The 24,891-nt window shown below is 61.9% G+C and carries 20 protein-coding genes; 18 read left to right on the forward strand and 2 right to left on the reverse strand.

From position 1 onward, the window contains the following. The first annotated feature begins 204 nt into the window (after positions 1 to 204). The 6 genes from E0L37_RS16455 to E0L37_RS16480 all read left to right on the forward strand — a co-directional run bounded on the left by E0L37_RS16455 (position 205) and on the right by E0L37_RS16480 (position 6,990). Positions 205 to 1,464: a porin gene (locus E0L37_RS16455; protein WP_133492787.1), complete on the forward strand. Its 1,260-nt coding sequence runs from the start codon at positions 205 to 207 to the stop codon at positions 1,462 to 1,464. A 9-nt stretch (positions 1,465 to 1,473) separates the two neighbouring features. After that, entirely contained in the window at positions 1,474 to 2,451 is a 978-nt protein-coding gene (locus E0L37_RS16460) for a tripartite tricarboxylate transporter substrate binding protein (protein ID WP_133492788.1), read from the forward strand. Between the two features lie 10 nt (positions 2,452 to 2,461). Then, entirely contained in the window at positions 2,462 to 2,926 is a 465-nt protein-coding gene (locus tag E0L37_RS16465) for a tripartite tricarboxylate transporter TctB family protein (RefSeq protein WP_133492789.1), read from the forward strand. 4 nt (positions 2,927 to 2,930) lie between these two features. Beyond that, positions 2,931 to 4,457 (forward strand): tripartite tricarboxylate transporter permease, encoded by a 1,527-nt coding sequence (locus E0L37_RS16470; RefSeq protein ID WP_133492790.1) that lies wholly within the window; start codon positions 2,931 to 2,933, stop codon positions 4,455 to 4,457. Positions 4,458 to 4,657: 200 nt separating this feature from the next. Further along, positions 4,658 to 6,280: a sensor histidine kinase gene (locus E0L37_RS16475; protein ID WP_133492791.1), complete on the forward strand. Its 1,623-nt coding sequence runs from the start codon at positions 4,658 to 4,660 to the stop codon at positions 6,278 to 6,280. Then, complete coding sequence (locus tag E0L37_RS16480) at positions 6,277 to 6,990, forward strand: response regulator (protein WP_133492792.1); 714 nt, start codon at positions 6,277 to 6,279, stop codon at positions 6,988 to 6,990. Before E0L37_RS16475 ends, E0L37_RS16480 begins: the two co-directional genes overlap by 4 nt. Positions 6,991 to 7,006: 16 nt before the next feature. Here the strand turns inward: E0L37_RS16480 and E0L37_RS16485 are convergent, their stop codons facing one another. After that, on the reverse strand, positions 7,007 to 7,750 hold the full coding sequence (locus E0L37_RS16485; RefSeq protein ID WP_080530211.1) for a ZIP family metal transporter: 744 nt from the start codon (positions 7,748 to 7,750) through the stop codon (positions 7,007 to 7,009). Positions 7,751 to 7,939: 189 nt separating this feature from the next. Between E0L37_RS16485 and tkt the strand changes: the two genes are divergently transcribed. The 8 genes from tkt to E0L37_RS16525 all read left to right on the forward strand — a co-directional run bounded on the left by tkt (position 7,940) and on the right by E0L37_RS16525 (position 16,728). Continuing rightward, a complete protein-coding gene (gene tkt, locus E0L37_RS16490) occupies positions 7,940 to 9,946 on the forward strand; it encodes a transketolase (protein ID WP_133492793.1) in 2,007 nt (668 codons plus the stop codon). A gap of 95 nt (positions 9,947 to 10,041) precedes the next feature. After that, on the forward strand, positions 10,042 to 11,070 hold the full coding sequence (locus E0L37_RS16495; RefSeq protein WP_133492794.1) for a type I glyceraldehyde-3-phosphate dehydrogenase: 1,029 nt from the start codon (positions 10,042 to 10,044) through the stop codon (positions 11,068 to 11,070). Positions 11,071 to 11,258: 188 nt separating this feature from the next. Then, on the forward strand, positions 11,259 to 12,422 hold the full coding sequence (locus E0L37_RS16500; RefSeq protein WP_133492795.1) for a phosphoglycerate kinase: 1,164 nt from the start codon (positions 11,259 to 11,261) through the stop codon (positions 12,420 to 12,422). Between the two features lie 133 nt (positions 12,423 to 12,555). After that, positions 12,556 to 13,620 carry a class II fructose-bisphosphate aldolase gene (gene fba / locus E0L37_RS16505; protein WP_133492796.1) on the forward strand — a complete coding sequence of 355 codons (1,065 nt, stop codon included), beginning with the start codon at positions 12,556 to 12,558 and terminating at the stop codon, positions 13,618 to 13,620. Positions 13,621 to 13,950: 330 nt separating this feature from the next. Continuing rightward, positions 13,951 to 14,577: a TetR/AcrR family transcriptional regulator gene (locus E0L37_RS16510; RefSeq protein WP_133492797.1), complete on the forward strand. Its 627-nt coding sequence runs from the start codon at positions 13,951 to 13,953 to the stop codon at positions 14,575 to 14,577. Positions 14,578 to 14,713: 136 nt separating this feature from the next. Next, positions 14,714 to 15,169 (forward strand): hypothetical protein, encoded by a 456-nt coding sequence (locus E0L37_RS16515; RefSeq protein ID WP_133492798.1) that lies wholly within the window; start codon positions 14,714 to 14,716, stop codon positions 15,167 to 15,169. Between the two features lie 167 nt (positions 15,170 to 15,336). Next, positions 15,337 to 16,320 (forward strand): alpha/beta hydrolase, encoded by a 984-nt coding sequence (locus E0L37_RS16520; RefSeq protein ID WP_133492799.1) that lies wholly within the window; start codon positions 15,337 to 15,339, stop codon positions 16,318 to 16,320. A gap of 120 nt (positions 16,321 to 16,440) precedes the next feature. After that, on the forward strand, positions 16,441 to 16,728 hold the full coding sequence (locus E0L37_RS16525; protein WP_133492800.1) for a hypothetical protein: 288 nt from the start codon (positions 16,441 to 16,443) through the stop codon (positions 16,726 to 16,728). A gap of 48 nt (positions 16,729 to 16,776) precedes the next feature. Here the strand turns inward: E0L37_RS16525 and E0L37_RS16530 are convergent, their stop codons facing one another. Next, on the reverse strand, positions 16,777 to 17,211 hold the full coding sequence (locus tag E0L37_RS16530) for a hypothetical protein (protein ID WP_133492801.1): 435 nt from the start codon (positions 17,209 to 17,211) through the stop codon (positions 16,777 to 16,779). 384 nt (positions 17,212 to 17,595) lie between these two features. Here E0L37_RS16530 and rpiA point away from each other — a divergent pair, with 384 nt between their 5' ends. From rpiA to ilvA, 4 genes are all read left to right on the forward strand, one after another. Next, a complete protein-coding gene (gene rpiA / locus E0L37_RS16535; protein WP_133492802.1) occupies positions 17,596 to 18,249 on the forward strand; it encodes a ribose-5-phosphate isomerase RpiA in 654 nt (217 codons plus the stop codon). A 394-nt stretch (positions 18,250 to 18,643) separates the two neighbouring features. Then, the gene (locus tag E0L37_RS16540; protein WP_133492803.1) at positions 18,644 to 19,993 is read left to right on the forward strand and encodes an outer membrane protein transport protein; all 1,350 of its coding nucleotides are present in this window, start codon (positions 18,644 to 18,646) and stop codon (positions 19,991 to 19,993) included. 11 nt (positions 19,994 to 20,004) lie between these two features. Next, a complete protein-coding gene (locus E0L37_RS16545; RefSeq protein ID WP_133492804.1) occupies positions 20,005 to 23,232 on the forward strand; it encodes an Ig-like domain-containing protein in 3,228 nt (1,075 codons plus the stop codon). Between the two features lie 131 nt (positions 23,233 to 23,363). Then, positions 23,364 to 24,881, forward strand: coding sequence for a threonine ammonia-lyase, biosynthetic (gene ilvA / locus E0L37_RS16550; protein ID WP_133492805.1), 1,518 nt, complete (start codon positions 23,364 to 23,366; stop codon positions 24,879 to 24,881). The last annotated feature ends 10 nt before the right edge of the window (positions 24,882 to 24,891 follow it).

Genomic DNA, 24,891 nt, shown 5'->3' on the forward strand with positions numbered 1-24,891 from the left:
AAGCGGATGTGGCCAATATGAACAAAACGCCTAAAACGCAAAGAACGCCCATTATCGCCATTACGTTCCCCCTCTTTTCAGCGGGGGGTAGCGTGCCGGTTGTAAGAGAAACGCTTGTTTCTCCGTTCAAGGCCGGGTGACCTGTCCGTTGCCCGGGTGGCCGGTGCGCTATGGCGCGCATAAGCAAAACAAAAGGATCGCCCGATGATGCGAAGCTCCATGACCGTGGTGCTGGTGTTCGTTGGCCTCTGGCTGACCGCCGGAGCCCGTGCCGATGATGAACTGTCCCGCCTCAAGCAGCAGATCGAGGAACTGAATCAGAAAGTCGACGCGCTCAATCAGCGCGAAGCCGCGCCCTCGCCCTGGGAAGGCCTCGAGATCGGCGGTGCGCTGCAGCTCGACTACAACCATTTCGATGGCGCCTACAATGCCACCCACGAAGGGCGAACGGGCTCGGATCTGTTCCCACGACGGGTGCGTGCCTACATCGGTTCCGAACACGGCGACTGGGACTACAAATTGCTGATGGATTTCTCCGATGGCGCCGAGATCGTCATGGCGCGTCTGCGCTACAGCGGTTTTGAGCGCGGTCCGGTGGTGCAACTGGGGAAACTGCGTGAGGATATTTCCCTGGAAGCGCTGTCCAGCAGCGCCCACCTGGTGATGATCGAACGTTCCAGTCTGGCCAACACCGTCTCGCCCTATTTTCGCTGGGGTGCCTCGGCCTATCAGTTTTTCCCCTCCAGCGGCTTGCGCTACGCCTTCGGTGTGTACAAGAACGATGCCTTCGGTGACAGCGGCAAGGACGACAGCGGGCGTCTCAACTACGCCACCAGTGGCCGGTTCACCTGGGCCCCCAAGCGTGATCAGGGGGAAGTGCTGCATCTGGGGCTCTGGGCCTCCTACCGGGACATGTCCGGTGATGAGCTGAGTGCGTCCTGGGCTCGCGGCGAGGTTCGCGAGACCCCTGTCAGACTGGTGGATTATGCCGCCGGTGGCGCGCCCGTGGCGGTGGACCACCTGACCCAGCAGGGGCTGGAGCTGGCGGCGCAATGGCACGGTCTGCTGTTCCAGGCGGAATACGCCCGCCGTGAACTGAGCACCGAGGATCGCGCTTCCGACCTGGACGGACGGGATTTCGACGGCTATTCCGCCTCCCTTAGCTACTTTCTGACGGGGGAATCCCGCGCCTATAAGGCCAGTCAGGGCGTATTCCGGCAGCCGGACGGGGTGCGCAATGCCTGGGAAGTGGCGGCGCGCACCTCGCGGGTGGACGCCAGCAGTGCCAACCAGGGCACCGACGTCACCAGCCACACCCTGGGCCTGTCCTACTACTACGACGCCCATCTGAAATTCATGCTCAACCTGATCCGCTCCCGGGTCAGTGGCCCCGGCGCGCCCGCGCTGGTGGGGGATGAGCGTGACGCCAATGCCGTGGTGTTGCGGACGCAATACCAATTCTAGGAGGTTGCCATGACGTTGCCTGCTCACGCCGGTTGCCGGCGTTTATGCCGCGCTCTGCTGGTCCTGCTGCTGATGCTCGGGACCGGAACGGTCCGGGCGGATCTCCATTTCCTGGTGCCCGGTGGGCCCGGCGGCGGCTGGGACACCACTGCCCGGGCCGCCGGTGAGGCGCTGATCAAATCCGGCCTGGAGAACAATGCCTCGTTCCAGAACATGTCCGGTGGCGGGGGCGGCCGCGCCATCGCCTACATGATCAAGATGGGCACCAAGCAGGGCGACATGGTGATGATCAATTCCACTCCCATCGTCCTGCGCGCCCTGTCCGGGCAGATTCCCAACAGCTTTCGCGATCTCAAGCCCGTGGCCAATCTGATTGCCGATTACGGCGCCTTCGTGGTGACCGCCAACTCCCCTTATCAGAGTTGGGAGGAGGTGATGGCGGCCTACCGTCGCGATCCTCGCCTGGTCAAAGTCGCCGGCGGTTCCGCCCGTGGCAGCATGGATCACCTGGTGGCGGCGCAGGCGTTTCAGGCCTCCGGTGGTGACGGCCGCAAGCTGCCGTACATCCCCTATGACGGCGGTGGCCAGGCCAAAGCGGGGTTGTTGTCGGGAGAAGTGCAGTTGCTGTCCACCGGCTTCAGTGAAGCGCTGGAGCTGATGCGTTCCAGCGATGCCCGCATTCTTGCTATCACCGCGCCCGAGGTCATCGCCGATTACCCGGAGATCCCGACTCTCAAATCGCTGGGCTATCCGATGAGCTTCGTGAATTGGCGAGGTCTGTTTGCCGCTCCGGATACCCCGGACGCCAAGGTGGCGGAGTACTCCGAAGCCTTCCGCAAGCTGCTCGGGACGCCGGAGTGGGAAGTGGTGCGTAAACGCAACGGCTGGCTCAACAACTACGAGACGCCGGAGCAATTCCTCGAATCCCTGAAACAGCAGGAAGAACAGATGGCGCGAGTGATGCGTGATCTGGGCTTCATCCGCTGAAGGAGAGGACATGTTCATCACCAAAGATCGCATCGGTGCTTTTCTGTTTCTGGTGTTCTCCTGTGCCTATGGCGTTTACGCCTGGCAAATCCCGTTGTTGCCCACCGAGCAAGGCATCGCGGTCAGTGCGTCGACCTTGCCGAAAATCTATGCCGTGGTCGGGGTAGTGGTAAGCCTGCTGGCGCTGGCCGGGTCCTTTCTGCAACAGGCGGCGCGGCCGCAAGGTGGCTCCGGTGCGCTGGCACTGGGGCGCACGGCGCTGCTGCTGGTGCTGATGGTGCTTTATACCCTGATGCTGGATCCGCTCGGCTTCCTGCTGGCCACCGAAGTGTTCCTGCTGGCCGGCTACCTGTTGATGGGTGAATACCGCCCGAAGGTGCTGTTCTGGGCCTCGGTGCCGGTGGTGGTGGTGTTCTGGTTGATCATGACCCGTGTGCTGGGGATTTACCTGGCGCCGGGCACGCTGTGGAGCTGAGACCATGATGGAAGGCATGTTGACCGGTTTGTCCGCGGCGTTGAGCTGGCAGGGCATCCTCTACGTAATGATGGGGTGCCTGGTGGGCACCTTTATTGGCATGTTGCCAGGGCTGGGGCCGATCACCGCCATCGCCCTGATGATTCCGGTGACCTACAGTATCGACCCTTCCTACGGCATGATCCTCATGGCCGGGGTGTATTACGGTGCCATTTTTGGTGGCTCCACGTCGTCGATTCTGATCAATGCACCGGGGGTCGCCGGTACCGTGGCGACCTCGTTCGATGGCTATCCCCTGGCGCGCAAGGGGCAGGCCGGCAAGGCATTGGCGCTGGCCGCTTATGCCTCGTTCTCCGGCGGCACCCTGGCCGCGGTCTTTCTGATGGTGGCGGCGCCGCTGCTGGCGAAGGTGTCGCTGAGCTTCTGGTCGGCGGATTATTTCGCGTTGATGGTCATGGGGCTCACCGCCATCGCCGCTTTTTCCAATCGGGGCCAGTTCCTCAAGGCGGTGATGATGACCCTGCTGGGCATCATGCTGGCTACCGTCGGCATCGATCCGTCCTCCGGCGCCGAGCGGTTCACCTTCGGCTCCAGCGATCTGCTCGATGGCATCAGCTTCCTGCTGGTGGCGATGTCGATCTTTGCCCTCTCCGAGGCGCTCTCCGGTGTTTTGCGTCCGGACGGCAAAAAGGCGCCGGCGCCGTCCTCGAAGATGGGCGATCTACGTTTGAGCAGGGAGGAAATCAGGGACGTGGCGCCGGTGATCGGCCGTTCCTCCATTCTGGGGTTTCTGATTGGTATTTTGCCCGGCGCTGGCGCCACCATTGCCAGCTTTCTGGCCTATGCCACCGAGAGGAATCTGGCCCGGGGCGAGAAGAAAAAACAGTTTGGGCAGGGTTCCCTGCGTGGTCTGGCGGCGCCGGAAACCGCCAACAACGCCGCGTGCACCGGCTCCTTCGTGCCGCTGCTGACCTTGGGTATTCCCGGTTCCGGCACCACGGCGGTAATGCTTGGCGCTTTGATTGCCTACGGACTGCAACCCGGTCCGTTGTTGATGCACGATAACCCGGATGTGTTCTGGGCGGTGATCATGTCCATGTATGTGGGCAACGTGGTGCTGCTGTTTCTTAACCTGCCAATGATCCCGTACATCGCCAAGACGCTGGCGCTGCCGAAACCGCTACTGACCGTGCTGATCCTGTTCTTCAGCCTGATCGGTGTGTATCTGGTGTCGTTCAATACCTTCGATCTGTATTTAATGGTGGGCTTCGCGGTGTTGTCGCTGATATTGAGGCAGTTGAATTTCCCCATGGCACCGTTGATTCTGGGCTTTATTCTCGGCGGCATGCTGGAGAGTAATTTCCGCCGGGCGATGATGATTGCCGACGGTTCCATCGCGTTCCTGTGGGAGCGGCCTTTGACGCTGTGTATCACGCTGGTATCCCTGGCGCTGCTGCTGGTGCCGCTGATGGATTTCCTGCGCGGATTGAAACGGCCCGCGTCGGAGGCGGAGCTGTCCGATAACCTGTGATATTGCGGGACACTGGCAGGCGATTTGCTGATCGCGGTCCCTGGACCGCTGGTGTCCCACAAAATTCGCTGCCAAGGCAGCTCCCCACAGCGGCTCTGTAGTTCCCTCTTTGGGAAGCTGCCTTGGCGGCGAATGGACTGCCCCACAATTGTGGGGTGGGTCACGGACCGCTATGTATGGATTAGTGATCGGGAGTAACCATGCGTCGCAGGCGTATTCAACGGTTGGAAACCCGGCTGATTCTGTGGGTGCTGGGCTTCAGTCTGCTGCAGGTGGTGCTGTTCGCGGCTTTGGGGCAGTACCTGCTGGAACGGGGCGTGCGGGAGGAGGCCGGCCGCAAGGCGCTGGATCTGGCGCAGCTGGTGGCGGAATTGCCGCAGGTGCGTCAGGCGCTGGCGGCCGGCATCGACTCTCCAGACGGCGCCGCCCTGGCACCGTTCATCGACCATCTCTGGCGGCGGACCGATGCGGACTTTATCGTGGTCGGCGATACCCGGCTGCGGAGACTGGCGCATCCGCGGCCCGACCGTCTGGGCAAGACCATGCAGGGCGGTGACAGTCAGACGGTGCTGTCGGGCAACGCGCTTGTTTCCGAGGCCCAGGGTTCCCTGGGCTTTTCCGTGCGTGGCAAGGCGCCAGTGGTGGATGCCGGCGGTAATGTCATCGGTCTGGTCTCGGTGGGATTCCTTAATCGCTCGGTGGAATCCATCGCCGCCGGTCGTTATCTGCAATGGTTACCGGTGGTGCTGGCGGTATTCCTGGTCGGGATTTTGTCCTCGCTCTGGATCGCCCGCCGTGTGCGTGCCGCTTTGTTCGGTTGGCAGCCCCATGAAATCGCCCGGGTATTCGCCGAGCAGAGCGCCATGCTGGATACGGTGCGCTCGGGCATTGTCGCTCTGGATCTGGACGGCTGGGTGCAGCGCAGCAATCGCCGGGCCCGGCAATTGTTGGGGGTGGACACATCACAGGAAAGCGCGTTGCACTTGCGGGATCTGCTTCCCGACCAGGCCGGTTTTCTGTTGCGGGATGTGGAGCAGGTGCTGGATGGCGTGGAGTTGTACGTCGCCGGCCAGGAACTGGTGCTGTTCCGGCGGCCGTTGCGGGTGGGCGGCACGGTGCGCGGCGTGTTTCTTAGTTTCCGTCCTCAAGACGAAGTTGCCCATGTGAGCCAACAACTGGCCCAGGTGGAAGCGTTCGCGGAGCTGCTGCGGGTGCAAACCCATGACTATTCCAACAAACTCAACACCCTGGGCGCGTTGATCCAGATGGGCGCTTACGGCAAGGCGGTGGAGCTGATCGGCTTGGAAAGCCAGGGGCACCAGGCCATGGTCAACCGGCTGTTGGACAGTACCGGGGAGCCGCTGCTGGCGGGGTTGCTGTTGGGCAAATACCACAAGGCCAAGGAGCAGGGCGTCACGTTCGAGGTGGCGGAAGAAAGCGTGCTGGATGCGTCCGCGCCCCGCGAACTGCTGGAGCGGCTGGTGTCGATCCTGGGCAACCTGATCGACAACGCCATCGAAGCGGCGCGCCTCGGGCCACGCCAGCCGGCACGGGTGCGGGTAACGTTCGACGATCTTGGCGACCATCTGATCTTCGATGTGGAGGACAGTGGTGTCGGCTTGCGCCCAGAACGGCTGGAGGCCATGTTCCGGCCAGACTATTCTTCCAAGAGCGGGCGTCAGCACGGCGTCGGTTTGTATCTGGTGAAGACCTACGTGAGTGCCCTGAACGGGACCCTGGAAGTGGGCCAGGCCGATCTTGGCGGCGCCCGCTTTACGGTATATCTGCCCCGTCGGCCAACGGACGAGGACAACCCGGCATGACCTATTCAGTGGTGATCGTGGAAGACGAGAGCGAGGTGGCCCGCCTGCTGGCGGAGTACCTGCAACGGGACGAACAGTTCCGGGTCACCGCGATGGTCGGTGATCTGGCCGGCGGGCGGGCCTTGCTGGAACGCTATCGGCCTGATCTGCTGCTGCTCGACGTCTACCTGCCCGATGGCAGCGGCCTGGATTTGCTGGCGGAGTTGCGTGCCGCCGGCCATGGCTGTGAAGTGATGATGGTGACCGCCGCTTCCGAAGTAGCCGCTTTGGAACGGGCCTTGCAGTTGGGAGCCTTTGACTTCCTGGTGAAACCGGTGCTGTTGCAGCGGCTGGATCGGGCATTGAACACTTTCATGCAACGCCAGCGGCGCTTGCGCCAGTCACCGGCGATCACCCAGTCCATGGCCGATGCACTGTTTTCCCGGGACACGGAGGGCGAACCGGCGGCCCCGGCGAAGGGCGGGCAGGCACGCCTGCCCAAGGGGATCGATGCGCTTACTCTGTCCCGGGTTCGGGCGGTCCTGGCCAAGGTTCCCCGGGACTTTCTCAATGCCCAGGAGGTGGGCAAGCGCGCCGGCGTCAGTCGCTCCACCGCCCGCCGCTATCTGGAATACCTGCTCCAGCGCCACGAACTGGAAGCCGATCAGACCTACGGCAGCATTGGTCGCCCGGAGCGCCGTTACCGGCCGCTTTACCGCCAGGACGGCTAGGTCCGCATCCTGCTGGTCAGGAAAACGCGTGTGAAAGGATGAACGCGGTGGTGAAACCGGCGGCGGTGATCAGTCCGGCCGCGTTATGGGTTTCATCGAAGGCCTCGGGAATCATGGTGTCGGCGATCATCGCCAGCATGGCGCCGGCGGCCACGCCCTGGGCCACGGCGATGTATTGTGCCGGTGCGTTATCGAAGAGGAGGTAACCGCCCACGGCGCCGAGGCCGCACAGCAACGTGATGGTTGTCCACAGTCCGAATACATAGCCGAACGACATGCCGGCCCGTTTCATGCCGACGGTACTGGACAGGCCCTCGGGCACGTTGGAGAGGAAGATGGCGGCGACGATCGGGATCGATACGCCATTACCCTCGAGCAGGCTCAGACCGATCACCATGGATTCCGGTATACCGTCGAACACCGAGCCCAGGGCAATGACCAGCGCGGCACTGGCCGTGGCGGTATGGGATTTATTCGATCGCTTGCGGTGACGGGCGCCATGGTTGGCGAGGATGACGGCACCGCCGGTGAAGGCGGCGGCGCCGGCCAGAAAGCCCGCCGCCGACGCCAGCAGGCCGCCTTTGTGCAACGCCTCATCCATAAGGTCGAAGGCGATGGCCGAAACCAGCACCCCGGAGCCGAACGCCATCACTGCCGCGGTCACCCGCGCTGGCGGTTTGGTGAACCAGCCCAGCAGTGTCCCGACCAGTAGAGCACTGCCTCCCGCCAGTCCCCAGAACAGCGCGGTCATCAGATGCATGGTGGTTTCCTCTTCAGCGTTGCACGAGAAAACCTTTGTAGGGGAAGGTCGCCTGTCTGGGCAAGCAAGACGTTCGCCGGATGCCGCCTCGCACGGGCTGAGGTGGCGCCATCTCTATATTTGCCCGCGACTCGCCCATGGGCGACAATAGCGCCCCTTTTTCAGCCACCAGTCAGTTTGGAGCCCTGCATGTCCAGTGCCCCCGCCAGCCGTGATCTCGCCAATGCCATCCGTGCGCTCAGCATGGATGCGGTCCAGCAAGCCAATTCCGGCCACCCCGGCGCGCCCATGGGCATGGCGGACATCGCCGAAGTGCTCTGGCGCGGTTTCCTCAAGCACAATCCCGGCAACCCGAAATGGCCGGACCGGGACCGTTTCGTGCTGTCCAACGGCCACGGTTCCATGCTGCTGTACAGCCTGCTGCACCTGACCGGCTATGGCGTCAGCCTGGAAGACATCAAGAATTTCCGGCAACTCGGCAGCCCCACCGCGGGCCACCCGGAATATGGTGATGCACCAGGCATCGAGACCACCACCGGCCCGCTGGGGCAGGGCATCGCCAACGCCGTGGGCATGGCGCTGGCGGAGAAGGTGCTGGCGGCGCAGTTCAATCGCGAAGGCCATGACATCGTCGATCATCATACCTACTGTTTCCTGGGTGATGGCTGCATGATGGAGGGGGTTTCCCACGAAGTGGCATCCCTGGCCGGCACTCTGGGGCTGGGCAAACTGATCGCTTTTTATGACGACAACGGTATCTCCATCGACGGTGAGGTCGAAGGCTGGTTCACCGACGACACCGTGGAACGCTTCCGTGCCTATGGTTGGCAGGTGATCCCCAATGTGGACGGCCATGATCCGGAAGAGATCCGCATGGCGGTGGAAACCGCGCGTAAGAACAGCGAACAGCCCACCCTGATCTGCTGCAAGACCATTATCGGCTTCGGCAGCCCCAACAAACAGGGCAAGGAAGAGTCCCACGGCGCTGCGCTGGGCGAGGGCGAAATCGCCCTGACCCGCGAAGCCTTGGGGTGGCAACATGGTCCGTTCGAGATTCCCGAGGGTATTCGTCAGGCCTGGGACGCCCGCGACACCGGTGCCGGGCAGGAGGCCGAATGGCAGGCCCGGTTCGACGCCTACCGGGCGGAATTCCCGGAACTGGCGGTGGAGTTCCAACGCCGCATGGACGGCAAGCTGCCCACTGGATTCGATCTGGCCGCCCAGGCCTTCATCAAAGCGTGTCAGGAAAAGGGCGAGAAAGTGGCCAGCCGTAAAGCCAGCCAGAATGCCCTGGACGCCTACGGCCCGCTGCTGCCGGAACTGCTCGGTGGTTCCGCCGATCTGGCCGGTTCCAACAACACGCTGTGGAAGGGCTGCAAGGCGGTGAACGCCGCCGACGCCAGCGGTAATTATGTGCACTACGGGGTGCGCGAGTTCGGCATGACCGCGATCATGAACGGCGTGTGCCTGCACGGCGGCCTGCGCCCTTACGGTGGCACCTTCCTGGTGTTCATGGAATACGCGCGCAACGCCGTGCGCATGGCGGCGCTGATGCACCAGCCCAATATCCTGGTCTACACCCATGACTCCATCGGTCTGGGCGAGGACGGCCCCACCCACCAGCCGATCGAGCAACTGGCCAACCTGCGCATGACGCCGAACATGAGCACCTGGCGTCCGTGCGACACGGTGGAAACCGCGGTGGCCTGGAAACACGCGCTGCAACGTCAGGACGGTCCTACCTCGCTGATCTTTTCCCGCCAGGGGCTGGCTTGCATGCCCCGGGACGAGAGCGTGCTGGGCGAGGTGGAGAAGGGCGGCTACACCCTGTTGCAAACCGGTGAGGGCACTCCGGACGCACTGATCATCGCCACCGGCTCGGAAGTGGAACTGGCGGTGAAGGCCGCGGAAACGCTGGGCGCCGCTGGACGCAACGTGCGCGTGGTGTCCATGCCCAGTGTCGATGCCTTTCTGTCACAAAGCGCGGATTATCAGGAAAGCGTGCTGCCGGCGACGGTCAGAGCGCGAGTGGCGGTGGAAGCGGCCATCGCCGACTACTGGTACCGCTTTGTCGGCCTGGACGGCAAGGTGGTGGGCATGACCGGATTCGGAGCTTCCGCTCCCGCTGGCGATCTGTACAAGCATTTCGGCATCACCGCCGAGGCGGTGACCGAAGCCGTGGAGAGCCTGCTTTAAATGAGCAGCTTGCATGCACCAGGCACCATGCCTGCACGCTACACCGGGATTAAGCGTGTTGCGTGTTGCGTGTTGCGTGGGCGGAGCCGGCGTTTATGAAGGTCGCCATCAACGGATACGGTCGTATCGGGCGCTCTTTCGTCAGGGCCTTGGCGGAGCGCTGGGAGCAGGGCTGGCAGGTGCCGTTCACGCTGACGGCGATCAACGACCTCGGCGAAGCCGAGGATCTGCTGTACCTGACCCGCTACGACACCACCCACGGCCGTTTGCCGCAGGAAGCCAGCCTGCGGGACGGCCGTTTGTCTCTGGCGGAGCAGACGCCCTTGCTGCTTAACGAGCCGCAACCGGCGCGTCTGCCCTGGCGGGAGCTGGGCGTGGATCTGGTGTTGGAATGTTCCGGCCATTTCCGCGCTTACCGGGATGCCGAGCTGCACCTGGAGGCCGGTGCCGGACGAGTGATCCTGGGCGCGGTGCCGTTTGACCGCGCCGATCAGGTGGTGGTGTACGGCGTCAATCAGGGGCAGGTGGGCGCACAGGATCGAATCCTTTCCGCGGCCTCCTGCACCACGCATTGCATCGCCCCGTTGCTGCGGGCGCTGCACGCGGATTTCGGAGTGCGCCAGGCGCTGATGCAGGAAACCCACGCCTACACCTCCGATCAGACTCTTCTGGATCATGTGCACCGGGATCCCCGCCGTGGCCGGGCCGGTGCGCAGAACATCGTGCCGACCACCAGTAGCGCCATCGGCGCGGTGCAGCAGGTATTGCCGGAATTGGCGGGACGTATCAGTGGTCACAGTATTCGTGTGCCGACGCTCAACGTGGCCATGGTGGAACTGACCCTGTCCCTGGAACGTTCCCCGTCCGATCTGGACCAATGGTTGCGTTGTCTGGCGGCGGACAGTGACGGACTGCTGGGCTACAACGATCAGCCTCTGGTCAGCGCTGATTTCAACCACCGGCCGGAGTCCGCCATCATCGATGGCTCCCTGAGCCGGGTGCAGGGCGAGCTGGTGCAATTGGTGGCCTGGTACGACAACGAGTGGGGTTATGCCAACCGGTTGCTCGACTGGGTAAGTGAGATTGCCGCTGGCGCGCGGCACGCTAGCACGCTTTTATCGTGACAACCCGGGAGCGGTGGAGTGTGTGGCTGTTTTATGCATGAAGGCGTGCAGGAGTGAAACCGGTAAACCGAACTGCCGGCTGAATCGTGGAATGGTATGTTGGTGCGCATGAGTGTCAGCGTACTCAATTGTTTTTGCGTGCAGGCGTGTCAGCGTGTTGCGTGCAAGCGAATTGTTGAGGAAAGACCATGAACTTCAAACGCATGACCGACCTGGATCTGAAGGGCAAGCGGGTACTGATCCGCGAAGACCTGAACGTGCCGGTCAAAGAGGGCAAGGTCACCAGTGGTGCGCGCATCCGTGCCTCCCTGCCGACCATTGAGCACGCGCTGAAGGCCGGTGCCCGGGTGATGCTGATGTCCCACCTGGGCCGCCCCAGTGAAGGGGAATACGAAGAGCAGTTTTCCCTGAAACCGGTGGCCGAACACCTGGGCACCCTGCTGGGCCGGGAAGTGCCGCTGGTGAAGGACTGGCTCGACGGTGTCGACGTGGCCGAGGGCGAGGTCGTGCTGTGCGAGAACGTGCGTTTCAATAAAGGTGAAAAGAAGGACGATGAGGCGTTGTCACAGAAGATGGCGGCGCTGTGTGATATCTATGTGATGGATGCCTTCGGCACCGCGCACCGTGCCCAGGCGTCCACCCACGGGGTCGGCAAATTCGCCCCGGTGGCTTGCGCAGGTCCGCTGCTGGCCAATGAGCTGGACGCGCTCTCCAAGGCTCTGGGCAACCCGGCCAAGCCGCTGGTGGCGATCGTTGGCGGCTCCAAGGTGTCCACCAAACTGGAAGTGCTGGAAGCGCTGGCTGACAAGGTGGATCAGTTGATCGTCGGCGGCGGTATCGCCAACACCTTCCTGGCGGCGGAAGGTCTGCCGGTGGGTAAATCCCTGTATGAGCCGGATTTGCTCGACGCGGCTCGCAAGATCGCCACCAAGGTGCACATTCCGCTGCCGGTGGATGTGGTGGTGGCCACGGAATTTTCCGCCGACGCGAACGCGGTGACCAAGAAGGTGGAAGAGGTGAGCGAGGACGACATGATCCTCGATGTGGGCCCGCAAACCGCCCACGTCTTCGCCGCGCTGATGAAGGAAGCCCGCACCATCATCTGGAACGGACCGGTGGGCGTGTTCGAGTTCGACCAGTTCGGTGAGGGAACCAAGGAGATGGCCGAGGCCATCGCCGACAGCGAAGCGTTCTCCATTGCTGGTGGGGGCGACACCCTGGCCGCGGTGGACAAGTATGAAATCGCCGACCGCATCAGCTACATTTCCACTGGTGGCGGCGCCTTCCTGGAGTTCGTGGAAGGCAAGACCTTGCCCGCGGTGGCCATGCTCGAGGCTCGGGCGAAGGATTAAGACGCTGGCACGCAACACGCCAGCACGCGCCCACGCCAAAGCGTGACAGCGTGTTGCGTGTAAGCGAAACGAGGTTACGGACGAAGTAATAGTGGTGTCGGTCACCACTAACGGATAATCAAGGGGTAAAACCATGGCACTGATCAGCATGCGCCAATTACTGGACCACGCCGCCGAGCACGGCTACGGCGTACCGGCGTTCAATGTGAACAACCTGGAGCAGATGCGCGCGATCATGGAGGCGGCGGATAAAACCAATTCGCCGGTGATTGTGCAGGCCAGCGCCGGCGCCCGCAAATACGCCGGCGCTCCATTCCTGCGCCACCTGATTCTGGCGGCGGTGGAAGAGTTCCCCCATATCCCGGTGGTGATGCACCAGGATCATGGCACCAGCCCTTCCGTGTGCCAGCGTTCCATTCAACTGGGCTTTTCCTCGGTGATGATGGACGGCTCCCTGGGTGAGGACGGCAAAACTCCCACCGACTACGAGTACAACGTGCGGGTGACCCGTCAGACGGTGGATATGGCCCACGCCTGCGGCGTCTCGGTGGAAGGGGAGCTGGGATGCCTGGGCTCCCTGGAAACCGGCCAGGCCGGCGAGGAAGACGGCATCGGCGCGGAAGGCACCCTGAGCCATGAGCAGATGCTCACCGACCCGGAAGAGGCGGCGGACTTCGTCAAGGCAACCCATGTGGACGCCCTGGCCATCGCCATTGGCACCAGCCACGGCGCCTACAAGTTCACCCGTCCGCCCACCGGCGATATCCTGGCCATCGAGCAGATCAAGGCGATCCATGCCCGTATCCCGGATACCCATCTGGTCATGCACGGTTCCTCCTCCGTGCCACAGGACTGGCTTGCCATCATTAATGAGTTCGGTGGCGAGATTCCGGAAACCTATGGCGTGCCGGTGGAAGAAATTCAGGAAGGCATCAAGTACGGGGTGCGCAAGGTCAACATCGACACCGACCTGCGCCTGGCGTCCACCGGTGCCATTCGCCGGTTCCTGGCCACCAACAAGGCTGAGTTCGACCCGCGCAAGTATTTGAAGGAATCCGTCACCGCCATGCGCGACATCTGTATCGACCGGTACGAAGCCTTTGGTACCGCTGGTAACGCCGACAAGATCAAACCGGTAAGCCTGGAAGTGATGTTTCAGCGTTACGAGGACGGCGAACTGGACCCGCGCATCAAGTAAGCCTGCAAGATCGCAAACACGCAACACGCAACACGCAACACGCAACACCCTGGTCCGCTGGCGCGGCCTTGCGGGCATGAATTTGCTCAGTATTCGCTGGCTTGCCAGCGAATCAGCGTGCAAGCGTGTTGCGTGCAAGCGTGTAAGCGAATTCCACGGACCGCGATTTTCTCTCTTCCTCCAATAGCCTTCCTTTTCCCGTTCTGGCTTGCCTGAAACTGCCGTTCGCTTGGCGGATACTCTTGTCGGCGCTATGATGGTCGCTTGGCGTTACACATAACAATAGTCGTAACTCATCTAAGCGACGAGAGACTTCCAGGGAGAGCCTTCATGGCGATCGACAGTAGCGAAACCCTGCCCGGACAACGCGGGCCCGCCGACCACGAGCGGCGTACACAGATCCTGCAGGTGGCGGATGAGCTGTTCCGTGTGCACGGCTACCGCAAGACCTCGGTGACCGACATTGCCAAGGCGATTGGTGTGTCCAGCGCCTATCTGTACCGTTTTTTCGACTCCAAGCAGGCAATTGGCGAGGCGGTTTGCGCCATGGCGCTGTCGTCCATGGGCGAAGCCGTCAGTGCGGTGGCAGAGCGGGACGTTTCCGCCACCCAGCGCCTGCGCGACATGCTGCAGACCTTGCTTTCCGAGGGGATGCGCCTGTTTCTCAAGGAGCGGCGTCTGCACGACATCATCGTCGTTTCCATCGAAAACCAATGGGCGGTAACCGAGGAGCACAACAACACGGTGTCCGAGGCGATCGAGAAGATTGTTGCCGATGGCCGTGAAAGCGGCGAATTCGAGCGCAAGACGCCACTGGATGAAGTGTGCATGGCGATACGCATCACCGCCGCGGCCTATGCCCATCCGGTGCTGCTCAGCCGGCTGGGTGACACCGATGAAATGGAGACCAAACTGTCGGCGGTCACCAACCTGATCCTGCGGAGTCTGGCACCCTGAAAATAATCGCGAGTTACAAGTTGACAATAACGTAACCTGTAACTATACTGGCTCCATCAGCGTGGGAGACCAGCAAGCACTCGCGAAATCGCCCTGACCTCCCGCGACATTCCCTGAATGTGAACGTGAGGAAAGGATGATGAAAAACGTAGCCCGTTTGTCCGTTGCCGCCCTGGTCGTTGCTGGTCTGGCTGCCGCGCCGTTGGCCCAGGCCTCCAGCTTCGAAGATCAGGTCCGTGCCGATTACCTGAACGCCCGTGAGCAGATTGACTCCCCGGCATTGGTTGATGGTCAGGTGCAACGCGCCGCCAGCGACCGCCTGCAAGCCGAGCAGCGTGGCCAGTCCCAGGGGAAAGGCCGTGATTTCCTGAGCATCCGTGAGAACATCGATTCCCAGGACTACATCGCGTACCGCTCCCAGGAAGCCCAGCGCAACCTGGCGGTAGCCAGGGAGCATGCTCCCCAGGCCGGCCAGACGCCGGTGGATCATCTGGGTCACCGCCTGAACCTGGACTCTCCGGAGAATCTGCAACGTGTTATTTCCGAAGTTCAGGCTCAGCAAGCATTGCGGGCCCAGCAGGCACAGCTGTAAGAGACTGGCCAGCAAACCTGTAAGCTTGTAGTTCCCGCCCGGCCTCTGGCCGGGCCATCAAAGCGCCCTTGATCGGGCGCTTTGTGGTTCGGGCGATGGCATGCCGGGCATGGAGTGCCTATCATTGACGGTTGTCATACACCGCCTGAGCCGAGAGCTTCCCGCCTATGTCGATACCGTTTTCCCGCGACGCCATCACCCGTAGTTGGCATCCCCTGAATTGGGAACGGTTCGTCCCTCTCGATGACCCCAGCCTGGATTACGTCAGCTACTACGGCATCGATTTTGCCGCCCGGTTGCCGTGTCTGGAGCACGGTTTCGGCTATTTCGATGCCGCCGGCCATACCCTCGGTATCCACGTCTGGCGTCCGCCGTCGCCGAAGGGCACGGTGTTCGTATGCCATGGCTATTTCGACCATGTCGGCCTTTACGGTCATGTCATCGGACATCTGTTGGAGCAGGGCTTCGCCGTGGTCGCTTACGATCTGCCCGGGCATGGTCTCAGTTCCGGTCCGCCGGCGGATATCGACGACTTCAAGGTGTATCGGGACGTGCTGGAGCAGTGTCTGAGCCTGGCCCGGACACATTTGCCCAAACCCTGGCATGTGGTGGCGCAGAGCACCGGCGGCGCCATTGTCATGGATTTCCTTCTGCATCACCGGTTCGACGCGGGCAGGGCGCCGTTTGAGCAGGTTATTCTGCTGGCCCCCCTGGTGCGTCCATTCAAATGGGGCACCGCCCGCTGGCTGCATACCCTGATTCGTCCTTTTGCACGCTCGATAAAGCGGGTTTTCACCATTAACTCCGGAGATCCCGATTTTCTGGATTTCCTGGAAAACCGGGACCCCCTGCAGCCCCGGCGGCTGCCGGCCAGTTGGGTGACCGCATTGAAGCGCTGGTTGCCGGGGTTTGAGCGGGCCGCCCCGGTGCCGTTGTCGCTGGTGGTGATCCAGGGGGATCAGGATGAGACGGTGGACTGGCGCTATAACCTGGACATTATCCGCCGCAAATTCCAGGAACCCCGTATTCATATCCTGGAAGGCGCCCGTCATCAGTTGGCCAATGAACAGGCCGATTATCGGGAGCGCATCTTCCGTATCATTGATGACTGTTTGAACGTGCCGGGGCACCCGGCCCGGGCGAAGGCCTGAAGACGTGGAATTTTACCTTGTGTTACTTGCCTGCCGAGGCGCCAGAACTGGGACAATGGTACTGCTCGCATTCATCGACTACCCGGACACGGTGCCCGGGTGCAAGCAGGAGGTAACGCCATGAAGTTCAAACCAGTATGGATGGCCACGGGCGTGATGCTGGTGACGATGGCAACGCCGGCTCTGGCCCAACTGGATAGTCGGGCCACGCGGTCACCGGATCCCGCCGCCCAGGCGGAGCAGCGGCGGCAGGATTTGCAGAATCGTCTGGACAATCAGCGCCGCGCGGCGGAAGAGCGCCGGAAAACCCAGCAGCAGCGAGCGGATGAGCGGATGGAAGCCGCCGAACAGCGCCGTAAGGAAATGGAGCAGGAGGCGTTGCGGCGTCGTGAGGCGCTGACGCGATAGGCCCAAAAAGCCCCGGGATAACCGGGGCTTCTCGTTTCAGGAAGCGGCTTACTCTTTCGGTTTGATAGTGCCTTCCTTCACTTCCTGCAGGCGCTCCTTGATCTGGTCCGGATTATCCAGGTTTTCCCGGTCCTTGGCGTAGTTCGGGCTTTGCATGTCCTTACCCATTTCCTTGGCTTCCTGGCGGGCCTTGTCGCGGGTTGCCCGGCCTTCCTCAAGCCGATCCTCGATATTCTTGTCGATCTTGCTGCGGTCCTCGCCGTAGTTTCTGGCCTTGTCCGAAACGCCTTCGGCGGCACGCCGCTTGGACTCGGTTTCGGCCTCGATCGCCTTCTTGTATTCCTTGGAGATGTGTTCCGGGCTGTCCAGATTACGCCGCTCAGTGGAGTAGTCCCGCCCGGAGGTATCATCAGCCATCGCGAGCGGTGCCGCCACGACACCGAGGGTGGCGAAGATAAGAGGGATGAATGCTGACCGTTGCATGAGTCGTCTCCTTGTAGATCAATGGTTACTCCCTGAACATTCCGTGGAGTAGCGCTTTTTGGTTTCATTGTTTTAGTTCACCGCGGAGGCTGGCATGGGGCGGTCCGTACCGGCGACACGGTGATATGTTCAAGATGCGCGAACTGTACAAAAATTCAAGTCATACATTAGTAAAAAAGAATATCGCCGCCGGTGGAGCGCTGCTGACCCAAGGCGCCGGGGCGGTTCGCCCGCGGGTTGATTCGCTGCCAAGGCAGCTTCCCACAACAAGTCCTGCGAAGCCGCTGTGGGAAGCTGCCTTGGCAGCGAATTGAGGGGCGTATTGACGCAATATTCAGGTTAAACTGGGTGATCGTCGTGGAATTAATCGGTTTGAGGTAGGAAATGGATCAAAATGCGTTGAAGCAGAAGGTGGCGGAGGCCGCCTTGCGCCATGTGCCCGAAGGCGAGGTCATCGGTGTGGGTACCGGCTCCACGGCAAACTATTTTATTGATGCTCTGGCGTCCATGAAGGACCGTCTGGCCGGCGCCGTGGCCAGTTCCGAAGCCACTGCCGAGCGGTTGCGCGGGCATGGTATCGAAGTGCTGGAACTGAATCAGGTGGACACTCTGCCGCTGTACGTGGACGGCGCGGACGAGGTTAATGATCACCGGGAAATGATCAAGGGCGGCGGGGGAGCTCTGACCCGCGAGAAAATCGTGGCGGCGGTGGCTGAGCGGTTCATCTGCATTGTCGACGGTTCCAAGCAGGTCAAGCGCCTGGGCCGCTTCCCCTTGCCGGTGGAGGTGATCCCCATGGCCCGGTCCTACGTGGCGCGTCGACTTGCCGCGCTCGGAGGGCAGCCCCAATACCGGGAGGGCTTTGTCACGGATAACGGCAATCTGATTCTCGATGTGCGCAATCTGGATATTCTCAACCCCATCGAGCTGGAAGAGAAAATCAACAATATTACCGGGGTCGTTACCAACGGCCTGTTCGCCCGCCGTCCCGCCGACCTGGTGCTGGTTGGCCGTGGCGATGAGGTGATTTCGATTTAATTGCAAACCGGGGCAGTGCTGTCCATGGACCGGTGTTGCCCGGTAATTTGCCTGCACGTCGATTCGCTGCCAAGGCAGCTTCCCACAGCGGCTTTGTAGGGCCCGTTGAGGGGAGCTGCCTTGGCAGCGATCATCAATTCTTCCGAGCCCCGTCACAGAGTGACACGGTCTGTTACAGCTGCTAACCATCCGCCATCCCTGAGTACGGTTTTCCACCTTTTTTCATACGCCAATGTCTGTGCACATTTGTTTTACTGAGATTGCATAGAAAGGAAGTTCTGAATATTACCTTGTCCCCATTATTCGGAGCTTTCTTAAAAAGGGGGGTGCCGGTAATCGCTCCGGGCCCCGACCTGGATTACACAACAACAATGATCCGTACCGGAGGCAGTGTATGTTCGGACTTTCCCCCCTGCGTCGCGGTGGCATCGCGGCCCTGTCCCTTTCGGTCGCCGCTTCGATTGCTTCCCCGGCTTTCGCCGCCATGGGTAACACCGCCAGCAGCTATGGCCTTTTTCCTGGTGATGTGGCATCCGCTCAGGCCCTTTCCATGTTCAATCCGCAGGCGTCGGCGCTGTATTACAACCCGTCCTACCTGATCAAGGACCCCCGTGGTGAGCTGACCATCGGCTTCCTGCATGCCGAGCAGGAGCTTGATGGCAGGAGTCTGGGGGGCGCGGCACCGGCCACGCGCGACGGTAACCTGCTCGACGACAGCCGCAGCCAGCAGCAATTGATCGCGCTGAAAACCGATCTGTCCAGCATCACCAAATTCGAACATCCAATTTACTTCGCCATCATCGCCGGCGTGGAAAAATACGGGAAAGAAATGCTCTCCTTTAATTCCACCACGTCCATGGGCGGGCAATACATGGAGTACGGTCGTCAACCGTTATTCCTGAATATCGGCGGTGGTACCGAGTTGCTGCACGGGATCGCCGTCGGCGCCTCCGCGCACGTCTCCCTGCGCTCCGACGCTAAACTGGTGGCGAGCTCCAACCTGGCCGGTGAGACCCAGTATGAAACACTCGAGGTCAACGCCAAACCGGTGATCCGCCCGGTGCTCGGTGTCACCCTGGACTGGGGCAAGCTGATCTGCGGCAAGGGGGATTGCATCACCGACGGCCTGGAAACCGCATTCGCCTTTCGCGGCCATACCGAAGCGCGCACCTCGGTGGACTCGCGCATCACCATTCCCGGCACCGTGCCGTCGCCGGGTATCGCCTTGCTGATCGATACCGTGGATTCCTATCAACCGGACATTTACAGCGCCGGGTTGCAATACCGTTTCAATGACCGGCTGCGTGCCGGGGTGACGGTGGAACGGCAGAACTGGTCGGACCTGATGGAGGTGCTGGAGGACGACACCGTCAAGGATCAGGCGGACATCCGCTTCAAGGACATCACCGTGCCCCGGGTCGGGGTTGAGTGGAGCGCGCTCAAGAATGTAAGCCTGACCGCCGGCGTGGCGTTCCGGGAATCACCGATGGAAAGCGATCGCAGCCTGGACGTCAATTATCTGGATGCGGACAAGACCATCTACGGCGTCGGTGGCTCCTGGACCATCGAGCAACCCCCGATCCTTGCGTATCCCATGCGAGTGGATTTCGGCTACCAGTTCCATGATATCGACGAGCGCAAGTTTGATCTGACCAGTGACCGGGCCCCGGTGAATCCCTACGAAACCATCGAAACCGGCGGTGAAGTCCATGTATTCAGTGGTTCCGTCACCCTGAAGTTCTGAGGAGTGGTGTCATGCGAAGCAAACTGATCATAGCCGCCTGCGCCGGTATCCTGGCCGGTTGCGGGGGGGGCGGTAGCAGCAATCCGAGTTTCGATGGGCCCCAGTACAATCCCAAGGAACTGTATTTCAACTACCCTTTCGACGGGCAGGCCTATGTGGCGCCGTCCGCTCCGGTGGTGCTGGAGTTCAGTGATCCCCTGGAGGTGACCGAGGACAACTTCCGTTTCACTGGTCCTGGTGGCGCGCCGGTGCCTTTCGATATGAAGGTGATGAACGATGGCCGTAACGTGGTGTTGCAACCGACCACGCCGCTGGCGCCGATCAGCGACTACAAGGTCGCCATCATTGACCTGGCTCCGGACGGCCGGGTGGTCAATTTCCGTGACGGGGAACTGAACTTTTCCACCCGTCCCGCTCTGGAAGGGCCGCTGTCGTGGCAGCGTGCTTCCGACACCTTTGAGGTCACTGAGATTTTCCCGGACGATGAGCAGTTTCCCACCGTGGATTTCTCCACTTTCCGGCTGCGTATCTCCCAGCCGCTGGACTCATCTTCCGTGGTTTACGGGGATACCGTCAGCCTGAAACAGGGGGATGAGTTGGTGCCGGCGCTGGTGTTGAGCGGTCGCGATACGCTCACCGTGGATCCGCTGGAAGACATGACCCCGGGGCAGCAGTATGTGCTGACGGTGACCGGGCTCACCAGCGTTGCCGGGGAAACACTGGCGCCGTTCGAGCGCACCGTGACACCGCTGAACACCAAGTCCAGCACCGGTGAACGGGAAGTGCTGGTGACCGAGGCGCCGGCCACCGACGACACCCTCGGCTGTCTTGATGACGGTGACCTGCGAACTTCGGAACTGACTGGTGATCCGATCAACTGCGTGCCGTTGATCAGCACCCTGCTGGCCAATGGCACCGCTTCCAAACAGTCTGGTGATATCTACGCCGAACTGGCGTTCCCGCCCAACTTCCCGGATGTGACGCCGCTGCGTATCAAGCGTGGTGGGATTCTGGTGGGCGAACCGCTGGATGTGTTGATCGGCGGGGAAGTGCCGGTGGGCTTCGACTCCGGCGCGGTGACCATCCAGGTGATGTCGGACGCCACCGGTTACCTGTTTCCCAATCCCAACTCCGATTCCCCCGATGCCGCCAAGAACGTGCGTCTGTTCATGGATCTCGCCGCCAACACCAAGGATGCCCGGGCCAACGGCGCCTTCACGCAGAACCTGATGCACGTGGAACTGGTCGGCAAGGCGATCGTCGAGGACGGCAAACTGGTCACCGACGCGCTCACCGTGGTGGAGCCCCGGGTGCTGGGCGTGGAAAACAGCCACGGTGTATTGAGCTTCCATATGGAGTCCTACCGCGACCAGGAGAACGCGCCGCCGCAACCGGCGGATACCGTGCCGCCGACCTTGCTGGTGATGGACGACAATGGCGAGCAGCGGCTGTCCTGGACGCCGGGAGACGTGGCCGATCGTGCCGTGCCCGGTGAACCGATCACCCTGCTGTTCAGCGAGGCGCTGGATCCACTCAGCGTGCGACCGGGCGAGACCGTCCAACTGACCAAGGGCGGCACCGCGGAGCCGTTCTCCTGGAGCCTGGACGGTAACGCTTTGGTAATACAGCCGGAATCGCCACTGGCCTTCGGCGTGCCCTATGAAGTCAGCGCCACCAACGGCCTGACCGATCTGGCCGGCAACGGGTTGCAGGTGCTGGATCCACTGACCGGCCTCAACACCATTGGCTTCACCATGCCGGAATACGTGGTGGCACGGGACGGCGAGGATGTGCGCCGCGCGCCGTTTGCCATGGTGGTCTACCCGGGTTTCCCCTGCGCCAGCAGCGCCGCCACGGCGTCCGACATCGCCGCCGGCGTGCAGGGCGTGTGTGTCTCTTCGAGCTCTGAATCCGAGCAGGTGGAAGTGGATGAACTGCCGATCGTCGGCATGCCGGCGAACCGGCCGATCCGGGTGCGCTTCTCCCAGAACATGGAGGCCGGCAGCTTGACCCTGGGAACCGCCTGCGGTCAGGGCGCGTTCCGTGTCGAGCGGGTAAGCGAGGACGGTACCTGCCAGGGCGTGGTGGACGGCGATTTGAGACCGGAAACCCGGGCTCTGACTTTTACACCGGAGCAACCCTGGGAAGAGGGTGCTTTGTATCGCTATACCCTGGCTTCGCAAAGCGATGGCTGCGGCGGTGACGTCATATGTTCCACCGATGGGTTACCGCTGCAGACCGCCTTGCTGGAAGGCAGTGATGCCAAATCCGGCGGTCCCAACATGGACGTCCTGTTCCGGGGGGCCGGTGCCGTGACCACGGTGTTCCAGGAATTGAGCAACCTGCCGAGCGTCGATGCCAACAGTAACTTTGTCGTCGACGAAGGCGAGCCGAGGGTGCCGGCGGGTACCCCGGATCCGGCGACGCCGGCCAACGCCACGCTGATCCGTCCCAACGGTGATGGCGGTGGCGGCCTGGTCAGCACCGCCAACACCGGTTGCGGATTCGAGGGTACGCCACCCTATACCGAGGACGATCAGATCGATTGTGACAGTGAGCGGATTCTGTATCTCACCGGTGATCTGAATACGGAAATTCTCGATTACGATGGCGAGGCGGGCGGTGTCCCGGTGGTGATTTATCCGACCACCGTGGCGCTGAGCAACCTGGATGCCACGGCGGTGATCGGTCTGGATCTGGACACCTCCGACGGTGACAACTCGCTGAGTGATCTGCCGATTGTCGGCGGTCTGCTGGGCGGCCTGGTGCAGACTCTGGGGGATGTTCTTGGCATCCTGGGGCTGGAGGAAGCCGTGCTCGGCCAGGTGGGTAACCTGGGGCTGGTGCCGATCGAGACCCACACCGGGCCGAACATCATGCGGGTGCGTTATGACGAGGACGGTGATGGCAATCGCACCATGCCGCCAGTGGGGCGCATCATCGCAACCCCGGACGGGCCGGTGTTCCGGATCACTTTTGATCTGCTGTTCGACGCGCCGGAGCTGAGTCTGCCGCTGGGGCTGCAGCACAACGTGAAAAGCCTGCCGATCGATAACGTGCAACTGGAAGGTCCCGTGGACTTCCTGCCCGATGGCCGCTTGTTCATCGGACTGGAAAATCTGGAACCGCTGAATGTGGATCTGGAAATCACCCTGGCCGGCTTGCCCGGTGGCCAGGTGAATCTGACCATTCCCACCAGCGGCATTAACCTGAGTTACCAGAGCGGCTCGATCAAATAGGTCAGTGAAGACGAGAAGGTTCGCGGCGCAAGGCCGCGAACCTCTTTGCCGGTGGACGACTTCCCTGCTCAAACCGTAAACTAGCTGCTTTCCGCCGGTCCGGCGGTCTCGCGCTGATTTTCGGAACCCCCATGCTTGAAAAGTACGTCAAACGGATCCTGCAATCCCGCGTCTATGACGTGGCCCATGAGACCCCCATCCACGCCGCGCCGCTGATTTCCCGGCGAATTGGCAACCGGGTGCTGCTCAAGCGCGAGGATCTGCAGCCGGTGTTCTCCTTCAAGCTGCGCGGCGCCTACAACAAAGTGGCCCAGCTTTCCGAGGCCCAGCGCGAACGCGGCGTGATCTGCGCATCCGCCGGCAACCACGCTCAGGGGTTGGCGCTGGCGGCCACCTCCATGAATGTGCGCTCGGTGATCGTGATGCCGCGCACCACGCCGGATATCAAGGTTAAATCCGTACGTCAGCTTGGCGGCAAGGCGGTGCTGGTGGGCGACAGCTTCGATGAGGCGCTGGCCCATGCCCGCAAGCTGGAAGAAAAGGAAGGCCTGACGTTCGTCCACCCCTACGATGATCCTGACGTGATCGCCGGGCAGGGCACCGTGGGCATGGAGATCCTGCGCCAGCAAAGCCGCGATCTGGATGCCGTCTTCATCCCGGTGGGTGGCGGTGGACTGGCCGCGGGGGTCGCCGCCTACGTTAAGTACGTGCGCCCGGATGTGAAGATCATTGCCGTGGAGCCGGAAGACGCCGCTTGCCTGAAAGCCGCCCTGGAGCGTAAACGCCGGGTAACGCTGCCTGAAGTGGGGTTGTTCGCCGATGGCGTGGCGGTGAAGCAGATCGGCAAGGAAACCTTCCGGGTGCTGAAGGACACGGTGGATGAGGTGATCACCGCCACCACCGACGAGATCTGCGCGGCCATCAAGGACACCTTCGAGGACACCCGCACCGTCTGCGAGCCCGCCGGAGCTCTGGCCCTGGCCGGCCTGAAAAAATGGGTGGCGCGCACCAAGTCGGAGAACAAGACGCTGGTGGCGATCCAGAGTGGTGCCAATGTCAATTTTGATCGTCTGCGGCATATTTCCGAGCGGGCGGAACTGGGCGAGCAGCGCGAGGCGATTCTGGCGGTAACCATCCCCGAGAAGCCGGGCGCCTACCGTAATTTTCTGCAGGTGGTGGGGCGCCGCGCCATCACCGAGTTCAATTATCGGTACGCCGGGGAACACGAAGCGAATATTTTTGTCGGTATTCAGACCAGCTCTGGTGGCGCGGATCTTGCTCCGTTACTGGAAGAGCTGCGGGCTGCCGGTTATCCGGTGGTGGACATGACTGGCAACGAGATGGCCAAGCTGCACATTCGCCATATGGTGGGTGGGCACACCTCGCGCCAGGACCTGGACGAAATGCTGTTCCGGGTGGAATTTCCCGAGCGCCCCGGGGCGCTGCTGAAGTTCCTCATGTCGCTGGGCCACAAGTGGAATATCAGCCTGTTCCACTATAGAAACCACGGCGCCGCCTATGGACGGGTGCTGGTGGGCTTCCAGGTGCCCTTCGGAGAAAGGGGCAACCTGCGCAAGGACCTCAAGAAAGTCCCCTATCCGATGGTGGAAGAGAGTGACAATCCAGCGTACCGGCTGTTTTTGAACTAGGACGTGAGCG

This window comes from Alcanivorax sp. 24, from assembly GCF_004360225.1.
GTDB lineage: Bacteria > Pseudomonadota > Gammaproteobacteria > Pseudomonadales > Alcanivoracaceae > Alloalcanivorax > Alloalcanivorax xiamenensis.

Coding starts and splice junctions, on each gene's coding strand:
- E0L37_RS16455 (WP_133492787.1), top strand. CDS start 205: ATGATGCGAAGCTCCATGACCGTGGTGCTGGTGTTCGTTGGCCTCTGG.
- E0L37_RS16460 (WP_133492788.1), top strand. CDS start 1,474: ATGACGTTGCCTGCTCACGCCGGTTGCCGGCGTTTATGCCGCGCTCTG.
- E0L37_RS16465 (WP_133492789.1), top strand. CDS start 2,462: ATGTTCATCACCAAAGATCGCATCGGTGCTTTTCTGTTTCTGGTGTTC.
- E0L37_RS16470 (WP_133492790.1), top strand. CDS start 2,931: ATGATGGAAGGCATGTTGACCGGTTTGTCCGCGGCGTTGAGCTGGCAG.
- E0L37_RS16475 (WP_133492791.1), top strand. CDS start 4,658: ATGCGTCGCAGGCGTATTCAACGGTTGGAAACCCGGCTGATTCTGTGG.
- E0L37_RS16480 (WP_133492792.1), top strand. CDS start 6,277: ATGACCTATTCAGTGGTGATCGTGGAAGACGAGAGCGAGGTGGCCCGC.
- E0L37_RS16485 (WP_080530211.1), bottom strand. CDS start 7,750: ATGCATCTGATGACCGCGCTGTTCTGGGGACTGGCGGGAGGCAGTGCT.
- tkt (WP_133492793.1), top strand. CDS start 7,940: ATGTCCAGTGCCCCCGCCAGCCGTGATCTCGCCAATGCCATCCGTGCG.
- E0L37_RS16495 (WP_133492794.1), top strand. CDS start 10,042: ATGAAGGTCGCCATCAACGGATACGGTCGTATCGGGCGCTCTTTCGTC.
- E0L37_RS16500 (WP_133492795.1), top strand. CDS start 11,259: ATGAACTTCAAACGCATGACCGACCTGGATCTGAAGGGCAAGCGGGTA.
- fba (WP_133492796.1), top strand. CDS start 12,556: ATGGCACTGATCAGCATGCGCCAATTACTGGACCACGCCGCCGAGCAC.
- E0L37_RS16510 (WP_133492797.1), top strand. CDS start 13,951: ATGGCGATCGACAGTAGCGAAACCCTGCCCGGACAACGCGGGCCCGCC.
- E0L37_RS16515 (WP_133492798.1), top strand. CDS start 14,714: ATGATGAAAAACGTAGCCCGTTTGTCCGTTGCCGCCCTGGTCGTTGCT.
- E0L37_RS16520 (WP_133492799.1), top strand. CDS start 15,337: ATGTCGATACCGTTTTCCCGCGACGCCATCACCCGTAGTTGGCATCCC.
- E0L37_RS16525 (WP_133492800.1), top strand. CDS start 16,441: ATGAAGTTCAAACCAGTATGGATGGCCACGGGCGTGATGCTGGTGACG.
- E0L37_RS16530 (WP_133492801.1), bottom strand. CDS start 17,211: ATGCAACGGTCAGCATTCATCCCTCTTATCTTCGCCACCCTCGGTGTC.
- rpiA (WP_133492802.1), top strand. CDS start 17,596: ATGGATCAAAATGCGTTGAAGCAGAAGGTGGCGGAGGCCGCCTTGCGC.
- E0L37_RS16540 (WP_133492803.1), top strand. CDS start 18,644: ATGTTCGGACTTTCCCCCCTGCGTCGCGGTGGCATCGCGGCCCTGTCC.
- E0L37_RS16545 (WP_133492804.1), top strand. CDS start 20,005: ATGCGAAGCAAACTGATCATAGCCGCCTGCGCCGGTATCCTGGCCGGT.
- ilvA (WP_133492805.1), top strand. CDS start 23,364: ATGCTTGAAAAGTACGTCAAACGGATCCTGCAATCCCGCGTCTATGAC.